At 69.7% G+C, this 16054-nt stretch carries 17 protein-coding genes; 9 read left to right on the plus strand and 8 right to left on the minus strand.

The features are described 5' to 3' along the window. Positions 1-145: 145 nt before the first annotated feature. Complete coding sequence (locus AB0K00_RS03415; protein ID WP_363514486.1) at positions 146-622, plus strand: alpha/beta fold hydrolase; 477 nt, start codon at positions 146-148, stop codon at positions 620-622. Here AB0K00_RS03415 and AB0K00_RS03420 read toward each other — a convergent pair. The 6 genes from AB0K00_RS03420 to AB0K00_RS03445 all read right to left on the minus strand — a co-directional run bounded on the left by AB0K00_RS03420 (position 610) and on the right by AB0K00_RS03445 (position 5127). Beyond that, positions 610-1716 (minus strand): hypothetical protein, encoded by a 1107-nt coding sequence (locus AB0K00_RS03420; RefSeq protein ID WP_363514489.1) that lies wholly within the window; start codon positions 1714-1716, stop codon positions 610-612. The genes AB0K00_RS03415 and AB0K00_RS03420 overlap by 13 nt on opposite strands. Continuing rightward, positions 1713-2222, minus strand: a complete 510-nt coding sequence (locus AB0K00_RS03425; protein ID WP_363514492.1) for a SigE family RNA polymerase sigma factor — start codon at positions 2220-2222, stop codon at positions 1713-1715. Before AB0K00_RS03425 ends, AB0K00_RS03420 begins: the two co-directional genes overlap by 4 nt. Before the next feature lie 12 nt (positions 2223-2234). Next, on the minus strand, positions 2235-3161 hold the full coding sequence (locus AB0K00_RS03430; RefSeq protein ID WP_363514495.1) for a hypothetical protein: 927 nt from the start codon (positions 3159-3161) through the stop codon (positions 2235-2237). A 148-nt stretch (positions 3162-3309) separates the two neighbouring features. Next, a complete protein-coding gene (locus tag AB0K00_RS03435; RefSeq protein ID WP_363514498.1) occupies positions 3310-3801 on the minus strand; it encodes a Rieske (2Fe-2S) protein in 492 nt (163 codons plus the stop codon). Positions 3802-3818: 17 nt separating this feature from the next. After that, positions 3819-4397 (minus strand): DUF6529 family protein, encoded by a 579-nt coding sequence (locus tag AB0K00_RS03440; RefSeq protein WP_363514500.1) that lies wholly within the window; start codon positions 4395-4397, stop codon positions 3819-3821. 16 nt (positions 4398-4413) lie between these two features. Beyond that, positions 4414-5127, minus strand: coding sequence for a hypothetical protein (locus AB0K00_RS03445; RefSeq protein WP_363514503.1), 714 nt, complete (start codon positions 5125-5127; stop codon positions 4414-4416). 144 nt (positions 5128-5271) lie between these two features. Between AB0K00_RS03445 and AB0K00_RS03450 the strand changes: the two genes are divergently transcribed. The 8 genes from AB0K00_RS03450 (at position 5272) to AB0K00_RS03485 (ending at position 14600) form a co-directional block, all read left to right on the plus strand. Beyond that, complete coding sequence (locus tag AB0K00_RS03450) at positions 5272-7179, plus strand: adenylate/guanylate cyclase domain-containing protein (protein WP_363514506.1); 1908 nt, start codon at positions 5272-5274, stop codon at positions 7177-7179. A 17-nt stretch (positions 7180-7196) separates the two neighbouring features. Then, on the plus strand, positions 7197-7832 hold the full coding sequence (locus AB0K00_RS03455) for a Crp/Fnr family transcriptional regulator (RefSeq protein WP_363514509.1): 636 nt from the start codon (positions 7197-7199) through the stop codon (positions 7830-7832). Positions 7833-8030: 198 nt separating this feature from the next. Continuing rightward, entirely contained in the window at positions 8031-10376 is a 2346-nt protein-coding gene (locus tag AB0K00_RS03460; protein ID WP_363514512.1) for an immune inhibitor A domain-containing protein, read from the plus strand. 62 nt (positions 10377-10438) lie between these two features. Next, complete coding sequence (locus AB0K00_RS03465; protein ID WP_363514515.1) at positions 10439-10867, plus strand: hypothetical protein; 429 nt, start codon at positions 10439-10441, stop codon at positions 10865-10867. Between the two features lie 37 nt (positions 10868-10904). After that, complete coding sequence (locus tag AB0K00_RS03470; RefSeq protein WP_363514518.1) at positions 10905-11417, plus strand: peroxiredoxin; 513 nt, start codon at positions 10905-10907, stop codon at positions 11415-11417. Continuing rightward, positions 11414-11968, plus strand: coding sequence for a DsbA family protein (locus AB0K00_RS03475; protein WP_363514521.1), 555 nt, complete (start codon positions 11414-11416; stop codon positions 11966-11968). Before AB0K00_RS03470 ends, AB0K00_RS03475 begins: the two co-directional genes overlap by 4 nt. Before the next feature lie 446 nt (positions 11969-12414). After that, positions 12415-13041, plus strand: a complete 627-nt coding sequence (locus AB0K00_RS03480; protein WP_363514524.1) for a GPP34 family phosphoprotein — start codon at positions 12415-12417, stop codon at positions 13039-13041. Positions 13042-13151: 110 nt separating this feature from the next. After that, positions 13152-14600: an APC family permease gene (locus AB0K00_RS03485; protein WP_363514527.1), complete on the plus strand. Its 1449-nt coding sequence runs from the start codon at positions 13152-13154 to the stop codon at positions 14598-14600. A 65-nt stretch (positions 14601-14665) separates the two neighbouring features. On the opposite strand, the gene AB0K00_RS03490 is transcribed toward AB0K00_RS03485, so the two are convergent. Continuing rightward, the gene (locus AB0K00_RS03490) at positions 14666-14860 is read right to left on the minus strand and encodes a hypothetical protein (protein WP_363514530.1); all 195 of its coding nucleotides are present in this window, start codon (positions 14858-14860) and stop codon (positions 14666-14668) included. Continuing rightward, positions 14857-15927 (minus strand): LacI family DNA-binding transcriptional regulator, encoded by a 1071-nt coding sequence (locus AB0K00_RS03495; protein WP_363514533.1) that lies wholly within the window; start codon positions 15925-15927, stop codon positions 14857-14859. Before AB0K00_RS03495 ends, AB0K00_RS03490 begins: the two co-directional genes overlap by 4 nt. Between the last annotated feature and the right edge of the window lie 127 nt (positions 15928-16054).

The following is a 16054-nucleotide window of genomic DNA, read 5'->3' on the forward strand; positions in this document are numbered from 1 at the left end:
GGAGGACATCGATGTGCGCCAGACAGTAGCGTCTTTCGTTCAGAAGCAACAGACTTTCCTCTATATCGACGAAAGTTGACGCGGGGTCGTTCACTCTTGTGAGGAGTGCGAGGGCCATCTGGCGCCAGTTGGGTATGGAATGGGCATGTTCGAGGACCGGGTCGACCTGTGGGACGTGACGCTGCGCGTCCGCCGCGAGGGCACCGGCCCACCGGTGCTCCTGTTGCACAGCCACGCCGGCACCCTGGACGTCTGGGACGACCTCGCCGCGACCCTCGCCGCCAGGCACACCGTGGTGCGTCCCGACCTGCGCGGCTACGGCGGGTCGGGCCGCGCCGGCGACGAGGCGTGGGCGGCGCTCGAGCACGAGATGGCGCTGGACTGTCTCGCCCTGATGCACGCCTCGGGGCACGACACCTTCGCCGTGGTCGGCGTCGACCTGGGCGCGCACGTGGGGGGCCGGCTGGCAGCGGAACACCCGACGAAGATCGACCGGCTGGTCGTCATCGACGCTGTTCCGCTGCCCCCACCGACCTGCCCGACCCTGGTGCTGTGGTCCGGCGGGGCCCCGTTCGGTGGGCCGCTGCTCGACTTCCTCGGCGCCGAACCTCAGGGCCGGTAGAAGGCGACGGCGCCGGCGTCGTGCGCCGGGACCGGGTAGGTGTGCACCACCTTCAGTCCCTTGTCGAGCACCTTCACCTGGGTCGCGGTGACCACCACGGCGCCATCGCCCCGGAACCAGACGTGCTCGAACGTGCCGAGCGACAGCCGCTTCCTGGCCACCGTGTCGTAGATCAGGACCGTGCTGTACACGTGCGACGGGTCGCTGTTGACGTTGCCCAGCGCGAGGTACCGGCCGTCGTCGGAGACCGCTTGGACCGAGGTCGGGCAGCCGGCGGTGTTCTGGCACTCGGCGAGCCCGGTGACGGACACGGTCCGCGGTGCGGTGCCGTCCACCTTCGCGATCTTGATGGCGTCGTACTGGGTCGGCGAGATGTACGCCATCGTCGTGCCGCTCGGGGAGTACGCCAGGTACTGCGGCGAGTCCGGGAACGGGCTGCTCGCGCCGGTCGTGGCGTCGTACCGGACACCGTCGGCGATCAGGGTCGTGCCGTCCGGCGTCCAGACGACGGTGCTGCCGCCGGACCAGTTGACGTTGCGCGCGACCGTGCGCCGTGCGCCGCCGGGGGTGACGACCACCAGGTCACCCGGGTGGATGTTGCTCATGTCCGGTGAGGTGTTGATCGCCAGGCGGGTCCCGTCCGGCGACGGCGTCGCGTATGCGTCCTTGCTGGTCGCGGTGCCGAAGGTGACCGTCTGCAGGGTGCCGTCGACGTAGCGGCGCAGCTCGATCGGCTTGCCGGCCTTCAGCGTGAGGAACGACAGCGCACCCGGGACCGCGTCCACAGTGGACGCCGGTGCGGAGGTCGGTGTGGACGTCCCAGTGGACGCCCCGGTGGACGGCGGCGACGGCGGCGGCTGCGACGGGGACGCCGAACCCCCCGGCAGGACCGGCGGCCTGTCCTCGGACTGGAGCTGCAGCAGGGTCGCGCCGCCGGTCAGCGCCGCCACCACCGCCACCGCGACCGCGGACGTGGCCACCGTCCGTCGGGTCCGCAGGCGCCGCGAGGTGCGGTCCACCCGGTGCCGGAGGTCGGCGAGGTCGGTGCCGGTCATCTCGTCGGCCAGGTCGTCGAACTGCTCGTGCAGGTTCATCGGAACATCCCCTCCGTCGCCAGGTCCGGCAGCGCCTTGCGCAGCGCCGCCAGTCCGCGCGCCGTGTGGCTCTTCAGCGTGCCGACCCGGCAGCCCAGCAGTTCGGCGGCCTCCGCCTCGCTGTGGTCCTCGAAATAGCGCAGCACCAGGGCCGCGCGTTGCCGGGCCGGCAGGGTCAGCAGCGCCTGTCGCAGCGCCAGCCGGTTTGCCGCGTCTCCGGCCTGGTCACGGCCGTCGCGGCGCTCAGGCAGGTCGCCGGGGAGCGACTCCGGGACGCGGTTGCGGCGCCATCGGCTGACCTGCAGGTGATACATGACCTGGCGGGCGTACGCCTCAGGGTTGCCCCCGTCACGCAGCTTCTTCCACGCGCGGTGCGTGCGGGCCAGGGCATCCTGGACCAGGTCCTCGGCGAGGTGCCGGTCACCGGTCAGCAGGTACGCCGTGCGCAGCAGCGCGGGAGTCCGGGACCGGTAGAAGGCCTCGAAGTCGTGCTCGTCCTGTTCCATCGCGGCGGGAACCTACGCGCTGTAGAAGAGTTCGCCGGCGGTGGGCGCCGGGAATGTGCCGGTGACGTGCCACGAGGCGTCGACGACGTGCAGCCCCTTGCCGTCGGCGATGACGGCGCCGCCGGCGGCGGTGAACCAGACGTGCTGGAGCTGGGGGTACGCGCTGAGGTCGACGGGCTCGCCGGTGCGGGTGTCCACGACGAGCATGGTGTTGGTGGTGTGGCCCGGGTCCGTGTTGCCGCGGCCCAGCGCCACGTAGTCACCGCTGTCGGAGACGGCCTGCACGGCGGACGGGCAGGCCGTTTCGCACTCGGGGAACTTGGAGACGTCGACGCTGCGGCGCTTGCCGCCGTCCGCGGCGGTGACCGTGACCCCCTGCTCGCCGCCCGCGTACGCCCGGGTGGTGCCGCTCACGGAGTACACCAGGTAGCCGGTCTCGGCGGGGAGCCCGGCCGTGGTGTGCGCCCCATCGGGCACCGCGTAGCGGACGCCGGCATGGATGACCGCCGTGCCGTCCGGGATCCAGGTCGGCGCGATGCCGCCGCCCCAGGGGAGGTTGTGCGCCAGCACGTGCCGCTGCCCGCCGGCGTCGACCACGACCAGGTCGCCGGGGGAGACGTTGCCGGCGTCCGGGCTGCTGATCAGGGCCAAGTGCTGCCCGTCGGACGACGGCCGCGGCACCCTGTCCCCGACCCCGGCGGTGCCGAACGCGATGGTCTTGCCGCCGCGCACCAGCAGGATCGGTCTGCCCCTTTCGAACGTGAGCGCCGAGAGGGTCCCGGGGAAGCCCTTGGCGGCCGACGTCGCGGCGGGGGGCGCCTTGTCCTGGACCGTGGACGTCGGTGCGGTGCTCGGCTGCCCGCCCTCGCAGGCGGCGAGTCCGGTGGCCAGTCCGGTGGCGAAGGCGACTGCGGCGAAGGTCCGGGCGATGCGGTTCATGAGGGGTGGCATTCCTTCCGTGGTGTGCCAGTGACCTCTATAAACGCCGCCCCTCCGTGAATGGGTTACACGGATCCAGAAAATCTTCTGGAAGACAGCCGGGTGCCCGGGATCCGGAGTGGATCCCGGGCACCCGACCCTGTGGGAGTTAGGCCTTGGTGATCGAGTCGCCGTTCACCTTGATGGCGACGGCTTTGAGCGCCTTGCTGGCCGGGCCGTTCGCGACGGAACCGTCCGCGACCTTGAACTTGCTGCCGTGGCACGGGCAGTTGATCGTGCCGCCGGACACGTCTCCCACGACGCAGCCGGCGTGCGTGCACACCGCGGTGAAGCACTTGAACTGGCCGGCGGTCGGCTGGGTCACCACGATCTTCTGGTCTTCGAAGATCTTGCCGCCGCCGACGGGGATGTCGGAGGTCTTCGCGAAGCCACCGCCACCGCCACCGGCGGGTGCGCCGCCGTCGCCCGTCGCGCCCGTCGCGCCACCGCCGCCGCCGGCGGTTGCGGTGTCGGCGTTCGCCGCGGGCGGTTCCGCCGCGTCGGTGCCGGTGTCGCCGTAGGCCGCGCAGCCCGCGAGGGCGGCGGTGAGCCCGATCGCGCCGGCGCCGGTCAGCAGGGTCCGTCGAGTCGTGTTGCTCATGATTCTTCGATTCCCTTTCAGATCTTGACGCCGAATGTGGTGAAGAACCACAACGCAGAGGTGACGAACAGGCCGGAGAGTGCGGTGAAGACGAGGCCGCCGAACAATGGCAGCGCCCAGCCGGGCACGCCCTTCTTCGCCAGGATCAGCATCTTCGCGGCGAACGTGCCGTAGAAGAAGCAGCCGAGCAGTGAGTGCATGAGCACCCGGGTGTCGAAGTCCGCGAAGCCCAGGGCGTACAGGCAGTGCAGGGCGACCGGGATTGACGCGATGAACGCCAGGCGCCCCGACCAGCGGTGCACCCCGCCGAGCCACGACGCGTTCTTCAACGGGATCTTGCCGTACATGACGAGTGCGGTGAACAGCTGCACGATCGCGAGCGTGAAGGCGAGGGTGGCGAGCCACACCTTGACCGTCTGCGGGCTGGAGAAGCCCGCGATGTTCACCGCCAGGTTGGTCGGCTCGTGCAGCTTGCCGTAGACGCCGAGGGCACCGGCGACGAGGCAGGCGACCAGCACCGGCACGATGAGGGTCGCGGCCGTCTTGGGGTTGGTGGGCTGGATGACCGGAGCGGTCTGGGTCTCATCCGGGGACATGGTGACGGCTCTCCTCTCAGTAACCGGAGCTGGCGTTGGGGTCGCCCGACTCGATCGGGATCTTGGTCCCGTCGACCGTGGCGGTCTTGCTGTTCACGTCGAACGGCGGAGCCTCACTGGTCTCGCCGTTCTTCTTCTGCACGCCGACCTGCTTGCCGTCCGGCAGGACGACCCAGCTGGCGTCGAGCTTGCTGCGCAGCGACGCGGCCGAGCGGTACAGGCCCGAGGGCGCGGTCGCGGTCTTGACCGTGAACCCCCACGACTTGGTGCCGGCGGCGACGGTGCCCTTGACCTGGCCACCGCCGTAGGTGCCCTTCAGGTTCCCCTGGGGTCCGGTCAGGTCGATCTGACCGTTGGCCATGGTGCCGTTGAGCCACGCCTCGACCTTCTTGCCGTCGCAGACGTAGGCGATCGCCTTGCCGTTGTTGACGACGATGGCGAGCGACGCCGCGCCGCCGTCGACGGACCCGGCGTAGGTGACCGTGCCCTGCTTGCCGGCGTTGCCGGTGCCGTCACCGACCGGCGCGCTGGACGCCGGGGCGGTGTTCGGCGGCGGGTCCGCGCCCGGTTGCGTGGAGGCCGGTGTGGCCGGCGCCGCGGCGGTCGTGGTCTGGTTCGCCGCCGCCTTGTTCTTCGCGACATCGTTGCTGAGGTCGACGTTGAGCGTGTACAGGACGCCGGCAAGGACAAGTCCGGCGCCGAGCGTGATGAGCGGTGCCTTGAACTTCATCGGTAACTCCCACAGTTGATCGCACCCGTCAGGTGCTTCGGTGAATATGAGACCGAGGTTGGCGTACGGTGTCTGCGTCCAAAGACGCACAACGCAACTGCTGCAATGTCGCCAAAGTGACCAGCTCAGAGAATGGTGCGTGCGATGCCTCGTGTCGTCGTGTGGGCAACCCACCTGGCGCTGCCCCTCGCCGGTCTGTGGTTGCTGCTGACCAGGCCCGGGGCCGACCGGATCTGGCAGCACCACGACACCCACTTCTGGCTGGTCATCACGGTTGCCGCGGTCAACGTCGCGGTCGGCGTCGCGATGAGCGTCGCCGCGCACCGCCGCCAGGACGGGCGATTGTTTCTCGTCTCGCTGGTGTTCCTGGCCGGCGCGGGTTTCCTTTTCGCGCATGCGCTCGCCACGCCAAAGGTCCTTATCGCGCACCCCAATGCCGGCTTCGACATGGCGATGGCGGTCGGCCTGATCATCGGTTCGGTGCTCGCGCTGGTGTCGTCATTGCGACTGCCGGCCGGCATCACGCGATGGCAGCTGGCCCTGCGCCCCGCTTTGGGGCTGGTGCTGTTCGCCTGGATCGTCGTGTCGGTGCTGGACCTGCCGCCGCTCAACCGGCAGACCCAGGTGCGTGACGTCGAGGGGCCGATGGTCGTCGCCTCGTACGTTGCGGTCGCGCTGTACCTGATCGCCGCGGTGCGCTTCTACCTGCGGTACCGGCGCGCGCCCGGCGTGGTGCTGATGTCCGTGGTGACCGCGTTCGTGCTGCTCGCCGAGGCGATGCTGGCGGTGACCCTGGCCGACAAGTGGCGGCTGTCGTGGTGGGAGTGGCACCTGATCCTGACCGCGGCGTTCCTGTTCGTCGGGTACTCCGCCTACGTGCAGTACCGGCGGGAGGGCAGCGCGGCCGGCCTGTTCGACGGCATCGCGGTTGCCGAGACCACCCGCCGCATCCGGGCGCAGTACGAGACGGCCCTCGAGGAGCTCGTCACCGCGCTGCAGGAGTCGGAGGCGGGGGGCCGCCCGGAGCGGCTCGCGGCGCGGATGGCGGAGCGCTTCGGCCTCACCGAGAAGCAGGCGGAGGTCCTGGACCGGGCCGCCGCCGCGCTGCTCACCGAGCGGGACCTGTCCGGCCGGCTCGGCGCCCTCGTCACCGTCGGCGAGCAGGCCCGCGTCGGCGCCGGCGAGGAGGAGTTCCTGCGCTCGGCGGTCGAGGCGGTCCGGCCGTCGTTCGGCGACGTCGAGATCGGCCTCGTCTCCGGCGGTGTCCCCGCCGTCACCGGCCCGGACGTGCTGCCGCTGACGGTCAAGGGCAAGGTCGCCGGCGGGGTGCGCATCCCCGCCACCGGGCGCCCCGAGCTGCGCGCGACCCTGGCCAACCAGCTGTCCATCGGCCTGGAGAACTCGCGCCTGTACGGGGAGCTGTCGACGCTCTTCCGCCAGTACATGTCGCCGGACGTCGCGGCGGCCCTGCTCGCGGACCCCGACCAGGCCGCGCTCGGCGGGCAGCTGGTCGACGTGACGGCGCTCTTCGCCGACCTGCGCGGCTTCACGACCTTCTCCGAGGCGGTCGAGCCGGGCGAGATCGTCGAGATGCTCAACCGGTATCACGGGGTCGCGGTGCCCTGCATCCTCGACAACGGCGGCACGATCGTGCAGTTCGTCGGCGACGCGCTGCTGGCGCTGTTCAACGCGCCGGCCCGGCAGGACGATCACGAGACGCGGGCGGTCCGGGCCGCCCTGCAGATGCAGGACGCGGTCCGCGTGATCGCCACCGGGCACCCCGACTGGCCGCGCTTCCGGGTCGGCGCCAACACCGGGCCGGCGCTGGTCGGCAACATCGGCAGCGAGCTGCTGCGCGGCTTCAACGCGATGGGCGACGCCGTCAACGTCGCGGCGCGGCTGCAGACGATCGCCGAGCCGGGCCAGGTCGTCATCGGCGGCGCCACCTACGACGCGCTCCGCGACGTGGTCGCGACCCCGCTCGGCGACCTTGAAGTGAAAGGTCGCCGACAGACAGTCCGGGCATATGTGGTGGAGACTCTGGCGTTGTGACCGAGTTCTATGAGCGCTTGAACGCTGACGAGCAGGCCGCCCTGGAGGCGGCCGGGCATCGCCGGCAGTGGAAGCGCGGCGCGGTCATCTACCGCGAGGCGAGCCGCTCCGAGTCGGTGATCGTCCTGCGGGCCGGCCGGGTGAAGGTCTCCTCCGACACCGCCTCCGGCACCGAGGTGGTCCTCGCCGTGCGCGGGCCCGGCGCGTTGCTCGGCGAGTTCTCCGCCGTCGACGGCGGCCCGATGTCGGCGACCGTCACCGCGCTGGAGCCGGTGACCGCGCTCGCCGTGCCGACGCCGGAGTTCGAGCGGTACCTGCTGAGCCACGCCCGCGTCTCGATGCTGCTCATGCGCGAGGTGATTCGCCGGGTCCGGGACGCGGACCGCAAGCGGATCGAGTTCGGCGCCTACGACACCACCGGACGGGTCGCGGCACGCCTCGTGGAGCTCGCGGAACGCTTCGGCGAGCAGACGGAGGAGGGGCTGCGGATCAGCCTGCCGCTGTCGCAGGACGAGCTCGCGGGCTGGACCGGATCGTCCCGGGAGGCGGTCACGAAGGCGTTGCGCACGCTGCGTGAGGAGGGCTGGATCCAGACCGGACGACTGCACGTGATCGTCCATGACCTCGCCGCATTGAGAGACCGCGCTCAATAGCTGGGTTCACCCTTGCTTTGACCCTTGCAACTATGTGCATACCCGCTTGTTGATCTTTACAGGCGACAGGGACCACCTAGTCTCTCGCGACAGGTGCATCGAGGCATCGACATCATGCCTGGGTGCTTTCGCCCCACCAGGGAGGTACCTGTGCGTAAGTTGACCGTGGGACTTTTGAGTCTCACGCTTGCGTCGGGTATGGGGGTGTTCGTCGGCGGTGGTGCTGCATTCGCGGTGCCGGCAGCCGGGGGACCGTCCGTAGCCGACGCCGCGTCACCCTCCGACGAGCTGCCTAACCCGTTGGAGGACAAGCGGCGCGAATCCCGTGAGGTCGCGATCTCGCAGATCCTGAGCGGCCAGGCGACGCCGGAGAAGCGTGGATCCAGCACGGTCGTCAAGATCGGCCAGAAGGGCCAGACCGGTAAGGGTGGCGACACCAAGACCAAGAAGGCCCGTGTCGACCAGTACGTCGAGCTGAGCCGCGAGAAGACCGACAAGATCTTCGTCGTGCTCGCCGAGTTCGGCAACCAGCGGCACCCGAGCTACCCGGACCAGGACACGAGTGCCGCCACTCCGGGTCCCGTGGTGTTCGACGGGCCGCTGCACAACGCGATTCCCGCCCCGGACCGGTCGGTCGACAACTCGACCGTCTGGGAGCAGGACTTCAGCCAGCAGTACTTCTACAACAAGTACTTCGCCACCGGCAGCGGTGCGGAGTCACTGAAGACGTACTACGAGAAGCAGTCCTCGGGTCGCTACAGCGTCGAGGGTCTGGTGACCGACTGGGTCAAGGTCCCGTACAACGAGGCCCGCTACGGTCGCAGCAACGGCTTCCCGTGTGGCAGCAACGTCTGCAGCAACACCTGGAACCTGATCCAGGACGCGATCAACGCGTGGGTCGCCGGCCAGCAGGCCCAGGGCAAGACCGACGCGCAGATCAAGACCGCCCTCGCCTCCTACGACCAGTGGGACCGGTTCGACTACGACGGCGACGGCGACTTCAACGAGCCCGACGGCTACATCGACCACTTCCAGATCGTCCACTCCGGTGGCGACCAGGCCGATGGCGACCCGTACCAGGGCGAAGACGCGATCTGGAGCCACCGTTGGGCGGCGTTCCAGAACTTCACCAGCGGCCCCTCGTTCAACCAGATGGGCGGCACGCAGATCGGCACCACCGGTCTGTGGGTGCGTGACTACACGATCCAGCCCGAGAACGGCGGCCTGAGCGTGTTCGCGCACGAGTATGGCCACGACCTCGGCCTGCCGGACCACTACGACACCTCGGGCGCCGGCGGCAACGCCGAGAACCCGGTCAACTGGTGGACCATCATGGCGCAGAGCCGGGTCAGCAAGCCGGGCGACCAGAACATCGCGGACCGCGCGGCGGACCTCGGTGCGTGGGACAAGCTGCAGCTCGGCTGGCTCGACTACGAGATCGTCGTGGCGGGGCAGAACAAGACGCTCGACCTCGGGCCGCACGAGTACAACAGCAAGAAAGCCCAGGCAGTCGTTGTCGTGCTGCCGAAGAAGCAGCTCGTCACCCAGCTGCCGGCCCCGCCGGAAGGCACCAAGTCCTGGTGGAGCGGCTCCGGTGACAACCTCAACAACTCGCTGACCCGCAGCCTCACGGTGCCCGCGGGCACGACGACGCTGAGCTTCCAGGCGGCGTGGGACATTGAGGACTGCGGCCCCGACGCGTGCGACTACGCCTACGTCGAGGTGGACGACGGCACCGGCTTCAAGTCGATCCCGGGTTCGATCACCACCGCGGCCGAGGGCAACGGCATCGACGGGACCAGCGCGGGCTTCGTGCCGGCGACGTTCGACCTGTCCGCCTACGCGGGCAAGACGGTCGGCCTGCGGTTCCACTACTTCACTGACGGTGCCGCCGGCGGCCAGGGCTTCTTCGCCGACGACATCAAGGTGACCAACGGCGCGACCACGGTCTTCGCCGATGGTGCCGAGGCCGGGGCCAACGGCTGGACCGCGGTCGGCTTCACCGCCGTGGGCAGCACGCTGACCACCGCGTTCGACAACTTCTACATCGCGTCGAACCGCCAGTACGTGTCCTGGGACCAGTACCTCCAGACCGGGCCGTACAACTTCGGGTTCGCCGACAAGCCCGACCTCGTCGAGCACTTCCCGTACGAGCAGGGGCTCCTGGTGACCTACTGGGACACCTCCTACTCGGACAACAACACCAGCCAGCACCACGGCGGTGGCCTGATCCTGCCGATCGACGCGCACCCTGACCTGATCTACAAGCTGGACGGCACCCCGTGGCGTCCGCGCATCCAGGGCTACGACGCGCCGTTCGGCTTGACCAAGGCCAGCTCGTTCACGCTGCACTACGGCGCGAACAGCACCGCGAGCTACGTCCGCGGTCAGAACGGTGTCGCGACGTTCGACGACAGCAAGAACTACTACCGTGAGGACCCCGCCACCAGCACGTACTACGGTGTCAAGGTCCCCAACAACGGTGTGAAGATCAAGGTTGTCTCCACGAACGGCACCACCGTGAAGATCCGTATCACCGGCTGAAGCACTAGCCGCTGATTCGTCACCGCGCGGAACCGCGCACGGCCGGAGGAGGTCCAAGTGCTATGAAACGAGCACTGGGCCTCCTCCTCGCCGTCGCCGTCCTTTCCGGGTGTGCCGCCAAGTCCGCCGAGAAGGCCGCCGCGCCGCCCTCCGTCAGCCCCACCGCCGCCGCGCCGTCGGTGTCGGGTTCGAAGGGCGCGCCCAGCCCCGATGCCTCGGTGCTCACCACGCTGCCGTCCGGGGTGCCGAAGACCACCGCGCCGCATGAGCCGACCGACGACTTTGCCGTCCTCACCACCACCGGCCAGATCCGCCTCGAGGGCGCCTGCGTCGAACTGGTCACGGACAAGGTCGTGTGGCTTCTGATCGGCCCGCCCGCCGCCGGGCTGCGTGCAGGCCAGCGGGTCAAGGTCACCGGCCTGCCGGACCCCGGGTTCGAGTCGCAGTGCACCGGCAGTCCGTTCAAGGTCACCACGGTCACCCCGGCCTAGTGACCCGTCCCGCGGCGGCGCGGCGAACCGTTGAGGGATGAGCGGTTCTGTATCTCAGCCCGTGCCCCAGGCGGTGCTTCGTGCCGGACAGCGGGCGCCCGACTTCCAGTTGCCCGCCGCACCCGACCAGCAGGTCGGCACGTCCCAGTTCCGTGGCCGCCCGACCGTGCTCGCCTTCTACCCAGCCGACTGGAGCCCGGTGTGCGGCGACCAGATGGCGCTGTACCAGGCGGTGATGCCGGAGTTCGAACGCTACAACGCCAGTGTGCTGGGCATCTCCGTGGACAACGTCTGGTCGCACCGGGCGTTCGCCGAGGACCGGGGGATCACGTTCCCCCTGCTGGCGGACTTCGAGCCTAAAGGCGAGGTCGCCCGGCGCTACGGCGTCTACGACGAGGAGGGCGGCGTCTGCCAGCGGGCCCTCTTCGTGCTCGACGGCGAGGGGATGGTGGCCTGGAGCCAGGTCTCGCCGCCCGGGGTCAACCCGGGCGCCGACGGCATCCTCAACGCCCTCGAAGGCATCGACAGCGGACGGCGGCCGGTGCTGTGACCACGACTCCGTTCCAGGTGACCGTGGCCCGGCTGGTGGTGCCGGTCGGGGCCGAGGACCACACCCTGTCCGACGGTCCGGTGTCGCTGGTCGAGTACGGCGACTACCAGTGTCCCTATTGCGGCATGGCCCACGCGATCGTGCAGGACCTGCTGCGGCTGCGGCACGAGACAGTCCGGTACACCTACCGGCACTTCCCCCTCACCAACGTGCACCCCTACGCCGACCTGGCCGCGGAGGTCGCCGAGGCGGCCGCGGCCCGGGGGAAGTTCTGGCCGGCGCACGACTGGCTCTTCGAGCACCAGCGCAACATCAACCCGCGCCAGCTGATGGTCGGGGTCGAGCGGCTCGGCCTGCCGTCGGAGGAGATCGCCGACGAGGTCGGCGCGCACGTCCACCTCGACCGGGTGCGGCGCGACTTCGTCGGTGGGGTCCGCAGCGGGGTCAACGGCACGCCGACGTTCTTCATCAACGGCATCCGCCACGACGGCGGCTACGCACTGGAGGAGCTCCTCGAGGCGGTCGACGAGGCCGCCGAGACTATCGTCTGACCTTTGCCGCATCATGAGGCCGGCTCCCATTACGCGCCGTGTGGGAGTCGGCCTGCAGGCGTGTCCGTCGCCGGTTACCCAGCGCGATATCGATGGGTGACTTCTGTACCGCAATCATCAGCGGATAAAGCTCAACAATGCCCGTGCCGTACGGATCCGAATGTTACCCAGGGTGTGAATGGGCGACGTTTGGACCCGAATTACGCCCGGTCACGCTCGGTAGCGTTGGCTGGCTGAGCCAGCCGTCAATATCACTTTGCTGGATGCTGATCATTCAATTCCTCATTACGTAAGTTGCGGAGCCCTGTCCCGCAGTGCATGCTTTCGCGTTGGGTCTGTGAGATCTTTCAGAACCAACTGAGCTGAAGACGGAAGTGTGGTGACGGTGCGCGCCGGCTGGGGTTTGTGGCGCCCTTCACCCTGCCCTCTTCGAGGAGTGCGGGCGGATGCTGCTTGCGGATGACTTCTTCCTGATCGCGCACGACGACCGGGACGGCCGCTCCCGCCTCTCGCAACGGGCGGTCGAGCTCGGCCTTGCCGGTGCGATGCTCGGCGAGCTCGTCCTCGAGCAGCGGATCGTCTGCGAGGGCGACCGGCTCAGGGTCATCAGCCGCGAGCCTCCCTCAGACCCCCTGGCGCACACCAACCTCGCCACCATGATCGCCGAGACGCAGCACCGCGAGATCCGCACCTGGCTGCTCTTCCTCGGCCAGACCGCGGTCGACGCGGTCGGCCAGCGGCTCGCCCGCGTCGGGCTGGTCGAACAGACCCAGGTGCGGCGCCTGCTACGCACCTCGACCCGCTGGGTGTCCACCGACATCAACCTCCCGGCCGGACGGGTGGTGCGGCTGCGCCGCCTGCTCACCGGCCAGGAGCCGATGCGGGTCGCCGACACCACCCTCGCCGGACTGGCCGACGCGACCGGACTCAGCGGTCACGTCCTGTGGGACACGGACCAGACCAGCCTCAGAAGACTTCAACAGGCGGTCAGTGCCCTGCCGCCACCGCTGCGCGACCTGATCCTCCAGGTCGAGTCGGCGGTCGGCGATGCGGTGCTGTCGCAGCGCGGCTAGCGGACTTTCCTCTCCCCTTCCCCCCTCAACCCCCTGGAGGACCGATGTCCGCAACGTCGCCTGCGCGACCGAGCGTGGTATCCCAGGCACTGGCCCGAGACCGTCTCGGCGTGCCATCCGTCATCATGTTCGCCCTCACGGCGGCCGCCCCCCTCATGGTGGTCGGCGCCCTCGTCTCATCCGCGTGGGGCTGGGTCGGCGTGACCGGCTTCCCCCTCGCCTTCGTGATCATCGCGGTCGTCCTGGCGGTGTTCAGCTTCGGCTACGTCGCCATGTCCCGGCACATCACCAACGCCGGCGCGTTCTACAGCTACATCTCCCAGGGCCTCGGCCGCCCGCTCGGCGTCGGTGGCGCGCTCGTCGCGCTGCTCGCCTACAACCTGCTGCAGATCGGCCTCTACGGCGCGTTCGGCTTCTTCGCCTCGATGATCCTCGAGACGAAGAACATCGCCACCATCGACTGGTGGATCCTGGCGCTCGCGCTGTGGCTGGTCATCGCGGTGCTCGGCCTGCTGCGGGTCGACGTCAACAGCAAGGTCCTCATGGTCCTGCTCGGCGCCGAGCTCATTGCCGTGACGATCTTCGACTTCATCTTCCTCGGCAACCCCGCGGAGGGTGGCGTCAGCCTCGAGCCGTGGGCCTGGGGCTCGCTGAAGGACGCGGCCGGACCGGCGTTCGCCGTCGCCGTCACCGCGTTCGTCGGCTTCGAGGCCGCACCGGTCTTCGCCGAGGAGGCCCGCGGCAAGAACCGGACCGTGGCGATGGCCACGTTCCTCGGCCTCGCCGTCATGGTCATCTCCTACGCCGTCACCAGCTGGGCCGCCGCGGTCAGCATCGGCGTGGACGCCCTGGTGCCGCTGGCGCAGACCCCGGAGATCGCCCAGGCCGGTGGCCCGTTCTTCCCGACCCTCGCGGAGAAGGGCGGCAGCTGGGCCGCCGACCTCGGCCTCGTCCTGCTGACCACCAGCATCGCGGCCGCGGCCCTGAGCTACCACAACACGACCGCGCGCTACGCGTTCGCGCTCGGCCGTGAGCGGGTCCTCCCGGCGTTCTTCGGCCGCACCCGCGCCCGCTCCGGCGCGCCGGCGTCCGGCTCGCTCTTCCAGACCGCGATCGCGCTCGTCGTCCTCGTGCTCTTCGCGGTCCAGGGCTGGGACCCGATGCTCAACCTGTTCTTCTGGCTGGGCACCTCCGGCGGCGTCGGCGTGCTGTTCCTGGTCTTCGCGACCTCGATCTCGGTGATCTTCTACTTCCTGAAGGACGCCCGCGGCGAAGGTGCCTGGTCCCGGCTCATCGCGCCGATCCTGTCGTCGGTGGCGCTCGGGTACATCATCTGGCTCGTCGTCGACAACTTCGGCGGCCTGCTGGGCTTCGCGCCCGGCACCGAGAACGCCGCGGTGTGGGCGTTCCCGGCGGCCTACGGCGCGGTCGCGGTCATCGGCGTCATCTGGGCGCTGATCCTGCGCGGTATCAGCCGCCAGGACTACGACTCGATCGGTCTCGGCGCCCGCGCCAACACCGCCCGGTCCGACGCCCCGGACTACGCCCGGCAGTCGTAGTTCCACGGGTGCAACGCGAAAGAGCCGGGGCAGTCGCCCCGGCTCTTTCTGTTCAGCTACCGAAATTACCCGTAGGTCAGGGCCGGCGTGGGCTCGACTCGGTCGGCCGCGCGGCGCAGCGTGCGAGCGGTGAAGTTGCGCATCTTGCCCATGGTCGCCGACTCGCGGGGACGGTCGTCGATGACGGGGGCGTTGGGCATGGCCGAGTGCGCCTCCAGGCGGACGGCCTCCAGCGACATGATCAGGGCGATCGGGGTCATGACTTCTCCTTGGCAGTGTTGGGTCCGGTGGTCGACCTGACCACCAGGGATACGGGCAGCGTCAGGCGACGCAGCGCCGGGTCTTCGGGCGGGTCGAGCAGGAGCTCGCCCGCCAGCCGCCCGCGCTCGACGCTGGGCTGGCGGATCGTGGTGAGCCCGGCGGCGTCGGCCTCCGGGATGTCGTCGAAGCCGGTCACCGAGGCGTCCCGGCCGGGCTGCAGCCCTCGCACCCGCAGCGCGTCGAGCACGCCGAGCGCGAGGACGTCGGAGGTGCAGAGGATCGCGGTCGACCGGTCGAGCCGGTCGAGCGCGTGGGCGGCCGCCTCGGCGCCCTCCTCGCGCTGGTTGCCCGCCGCGTTGATCAGCACGACCCGCTCCCACGGCACGCCCGCGGCCAGGAACGCGTCGCGGAAGCCGCGGACCCGCTCGCCGGTCACGTAGTAGCGCAGGTCGTCGGGGTCGGCGTGCACCTGGCCGGTGACGCCGTCGTCGACGATCCAGTGCGCCACCACCGCGATGTCGCGGTGGCCGAGGTTGACGATGTGCTCGCCCAGCCGCCGGGCCGCCGCGCGCTCGTCGATGCCGACGTAGCTCGCCTCCGGCCCGAACGCCTGCGGGTCCTCACCGATCACGACCGGCACGCCGCGGGAGCGGACGAGCTCCAGCGCCGAGTGCCAGTCGGGCACGCAGTAGAGGCAGAAGGCGTCGACGGCGGCGTTGCTGATGACGCGCCGGCCGGCCGCCTCGTCCTTGGGCAGGTTGAGCAGCAGCAGCGAGGTCTCCCTCGCCGAGGCCGCCTCCGCGAGCCCGCGCAGGTAGGCCACCGCATAGGGGTCGGTGAAGGCCATCGACAGGTTGTCGGTCAGCAGCACACCGATCGCGTTGACCTTGCCGCTGCGCAGCGAGCGTGCCGTCGGGTTCGGCCCCGAGTAGCCCAGCCGCTGCGCCGCCGAAAGAATCCTGGCGCGCAGCTCGGGGGAGAGCTGATCCGGTCGGCTGTAGGCATTGGACACCGTGCTGCGTGACACGCCGAGCTCGTCGGCGATGGTCTGCAACGTCGCTTTCATGGTTCAGGTCCCTCCCTTCTCTGCATCGATCCAGTTCCTTCTGTATCGATACAGTACGTCGGGAGGGAGCCCATCCGCCAGCCATTTGTCGGGTCCTGGCATGTGTGCCCTGACACGTGCCCTGACC

It is taken from the genome of Dactylosporangium sp. NPDC049525 (genome assembly GCF_040676755.1).
Taxonomy (GTDB): domain Bacteria; phylum Actinomycetota; class Actinomycetes; order Mycobacteriales; family Micromonosporaceae; genus Dactylosporangium.

Coding starts and splice junctions, on each gene's coding strand:
- AB0K00_RS03430 (WP_363514495.1), bottom strand. CDS start 3,161: ATGAACCGCATCGCCCGGACCTTCGCCGCAGTCGCCTTCGCCACCGGA.
- AB0K00_RS03425 (WP_363514492.1), bottom strand. CDS start 2,222: ATGGAACAGGACGAGCACGACTTCGAGGCCTTCTACCGGTCCCGGACT.
- AB0K00_RS03420 (WP_363514489.1), bottom strand. CDS start 1,716: ATGAACCTGCACGAGCAGTTCGACGACCTGGCCGACGAGATGACCGGC.
- AB0K00_RS03480 (WP_363514524.1), top strand. CDS start 12,415: ATGCTGCTTGCGGATGACTTCTTCCTGATCGCGCACGACGACCGGGAC.
- AB0K00_RS03495 (WP_363514533.1), bottom strand. CDS start 15,927: ATGAAAGCGACGTTGCAGACCATCGCCGACGAGCTCGGCGTGTCACGC.
- AB0K00_RS03460 (WP_363514512.1), top strand. CDS start 8,031: ATGGGGGTGTTCGTCGGCGGTGGTGCTGCATTCGCGGTGCCGGCAGCC.
- AB0K00_RS03440 (WP_363514500.1), bottom strand. CDS start 4,397: ATGTCCCCGGATGAGACCCAGACCGCTCCGGTCATCCAGCCCACCAAC.
- AB0K00_RS03445 (WP_363514503.1), bottom strand. CDS start 5,127: ATGAAGTTCAAGGCACCGCTCATCACGCTCGGCGCCGGACTTGTCCTT.
- AB0K00_RS03470 (WP_363514518.1), top strand. CDS start 10,905: ATGAGCGGTTCTGTATCTCAGCCCGTGCCCCAGGCGGTGCTTCGTGCC.
- AB0K00_RS03435 (WP_363514498.1), bottom strand. CDS start 3,801: ATGAGCAACACGACTCGACGGACCCTGCTGACCGGCGCCGGCGCGATC.
- AB0K00_RS03450 (WP_363514506.1), top strand. CDS start 5,272: ATGCCTCGTGTCGTCGTGTGGGCAACCCACCTGGCGCTGCCCCTCGCC.
- AB0K00_RS03415 (WP_363514486.1), top strand. CDS start 146: ATGTTCGAGGACCGGGTCGACCTGTGGGACGTGACGCTGCGCGTCCGC.
- AB0K00_RS03465 (WP_363514515.1), top strand. CDS start 10,439: ATGAAACGAGCACTGGGCCTCCTCCTCGCCGTCGCCGTCCTTTCCGGG.
- AB0K00_RS03490 (WP_363514530.1), bottom strand. CDS start 14,860: ATGACCCCGATCGCCCTGATCATGTCGCTGGAGGCCGTCCGCCTGGAG.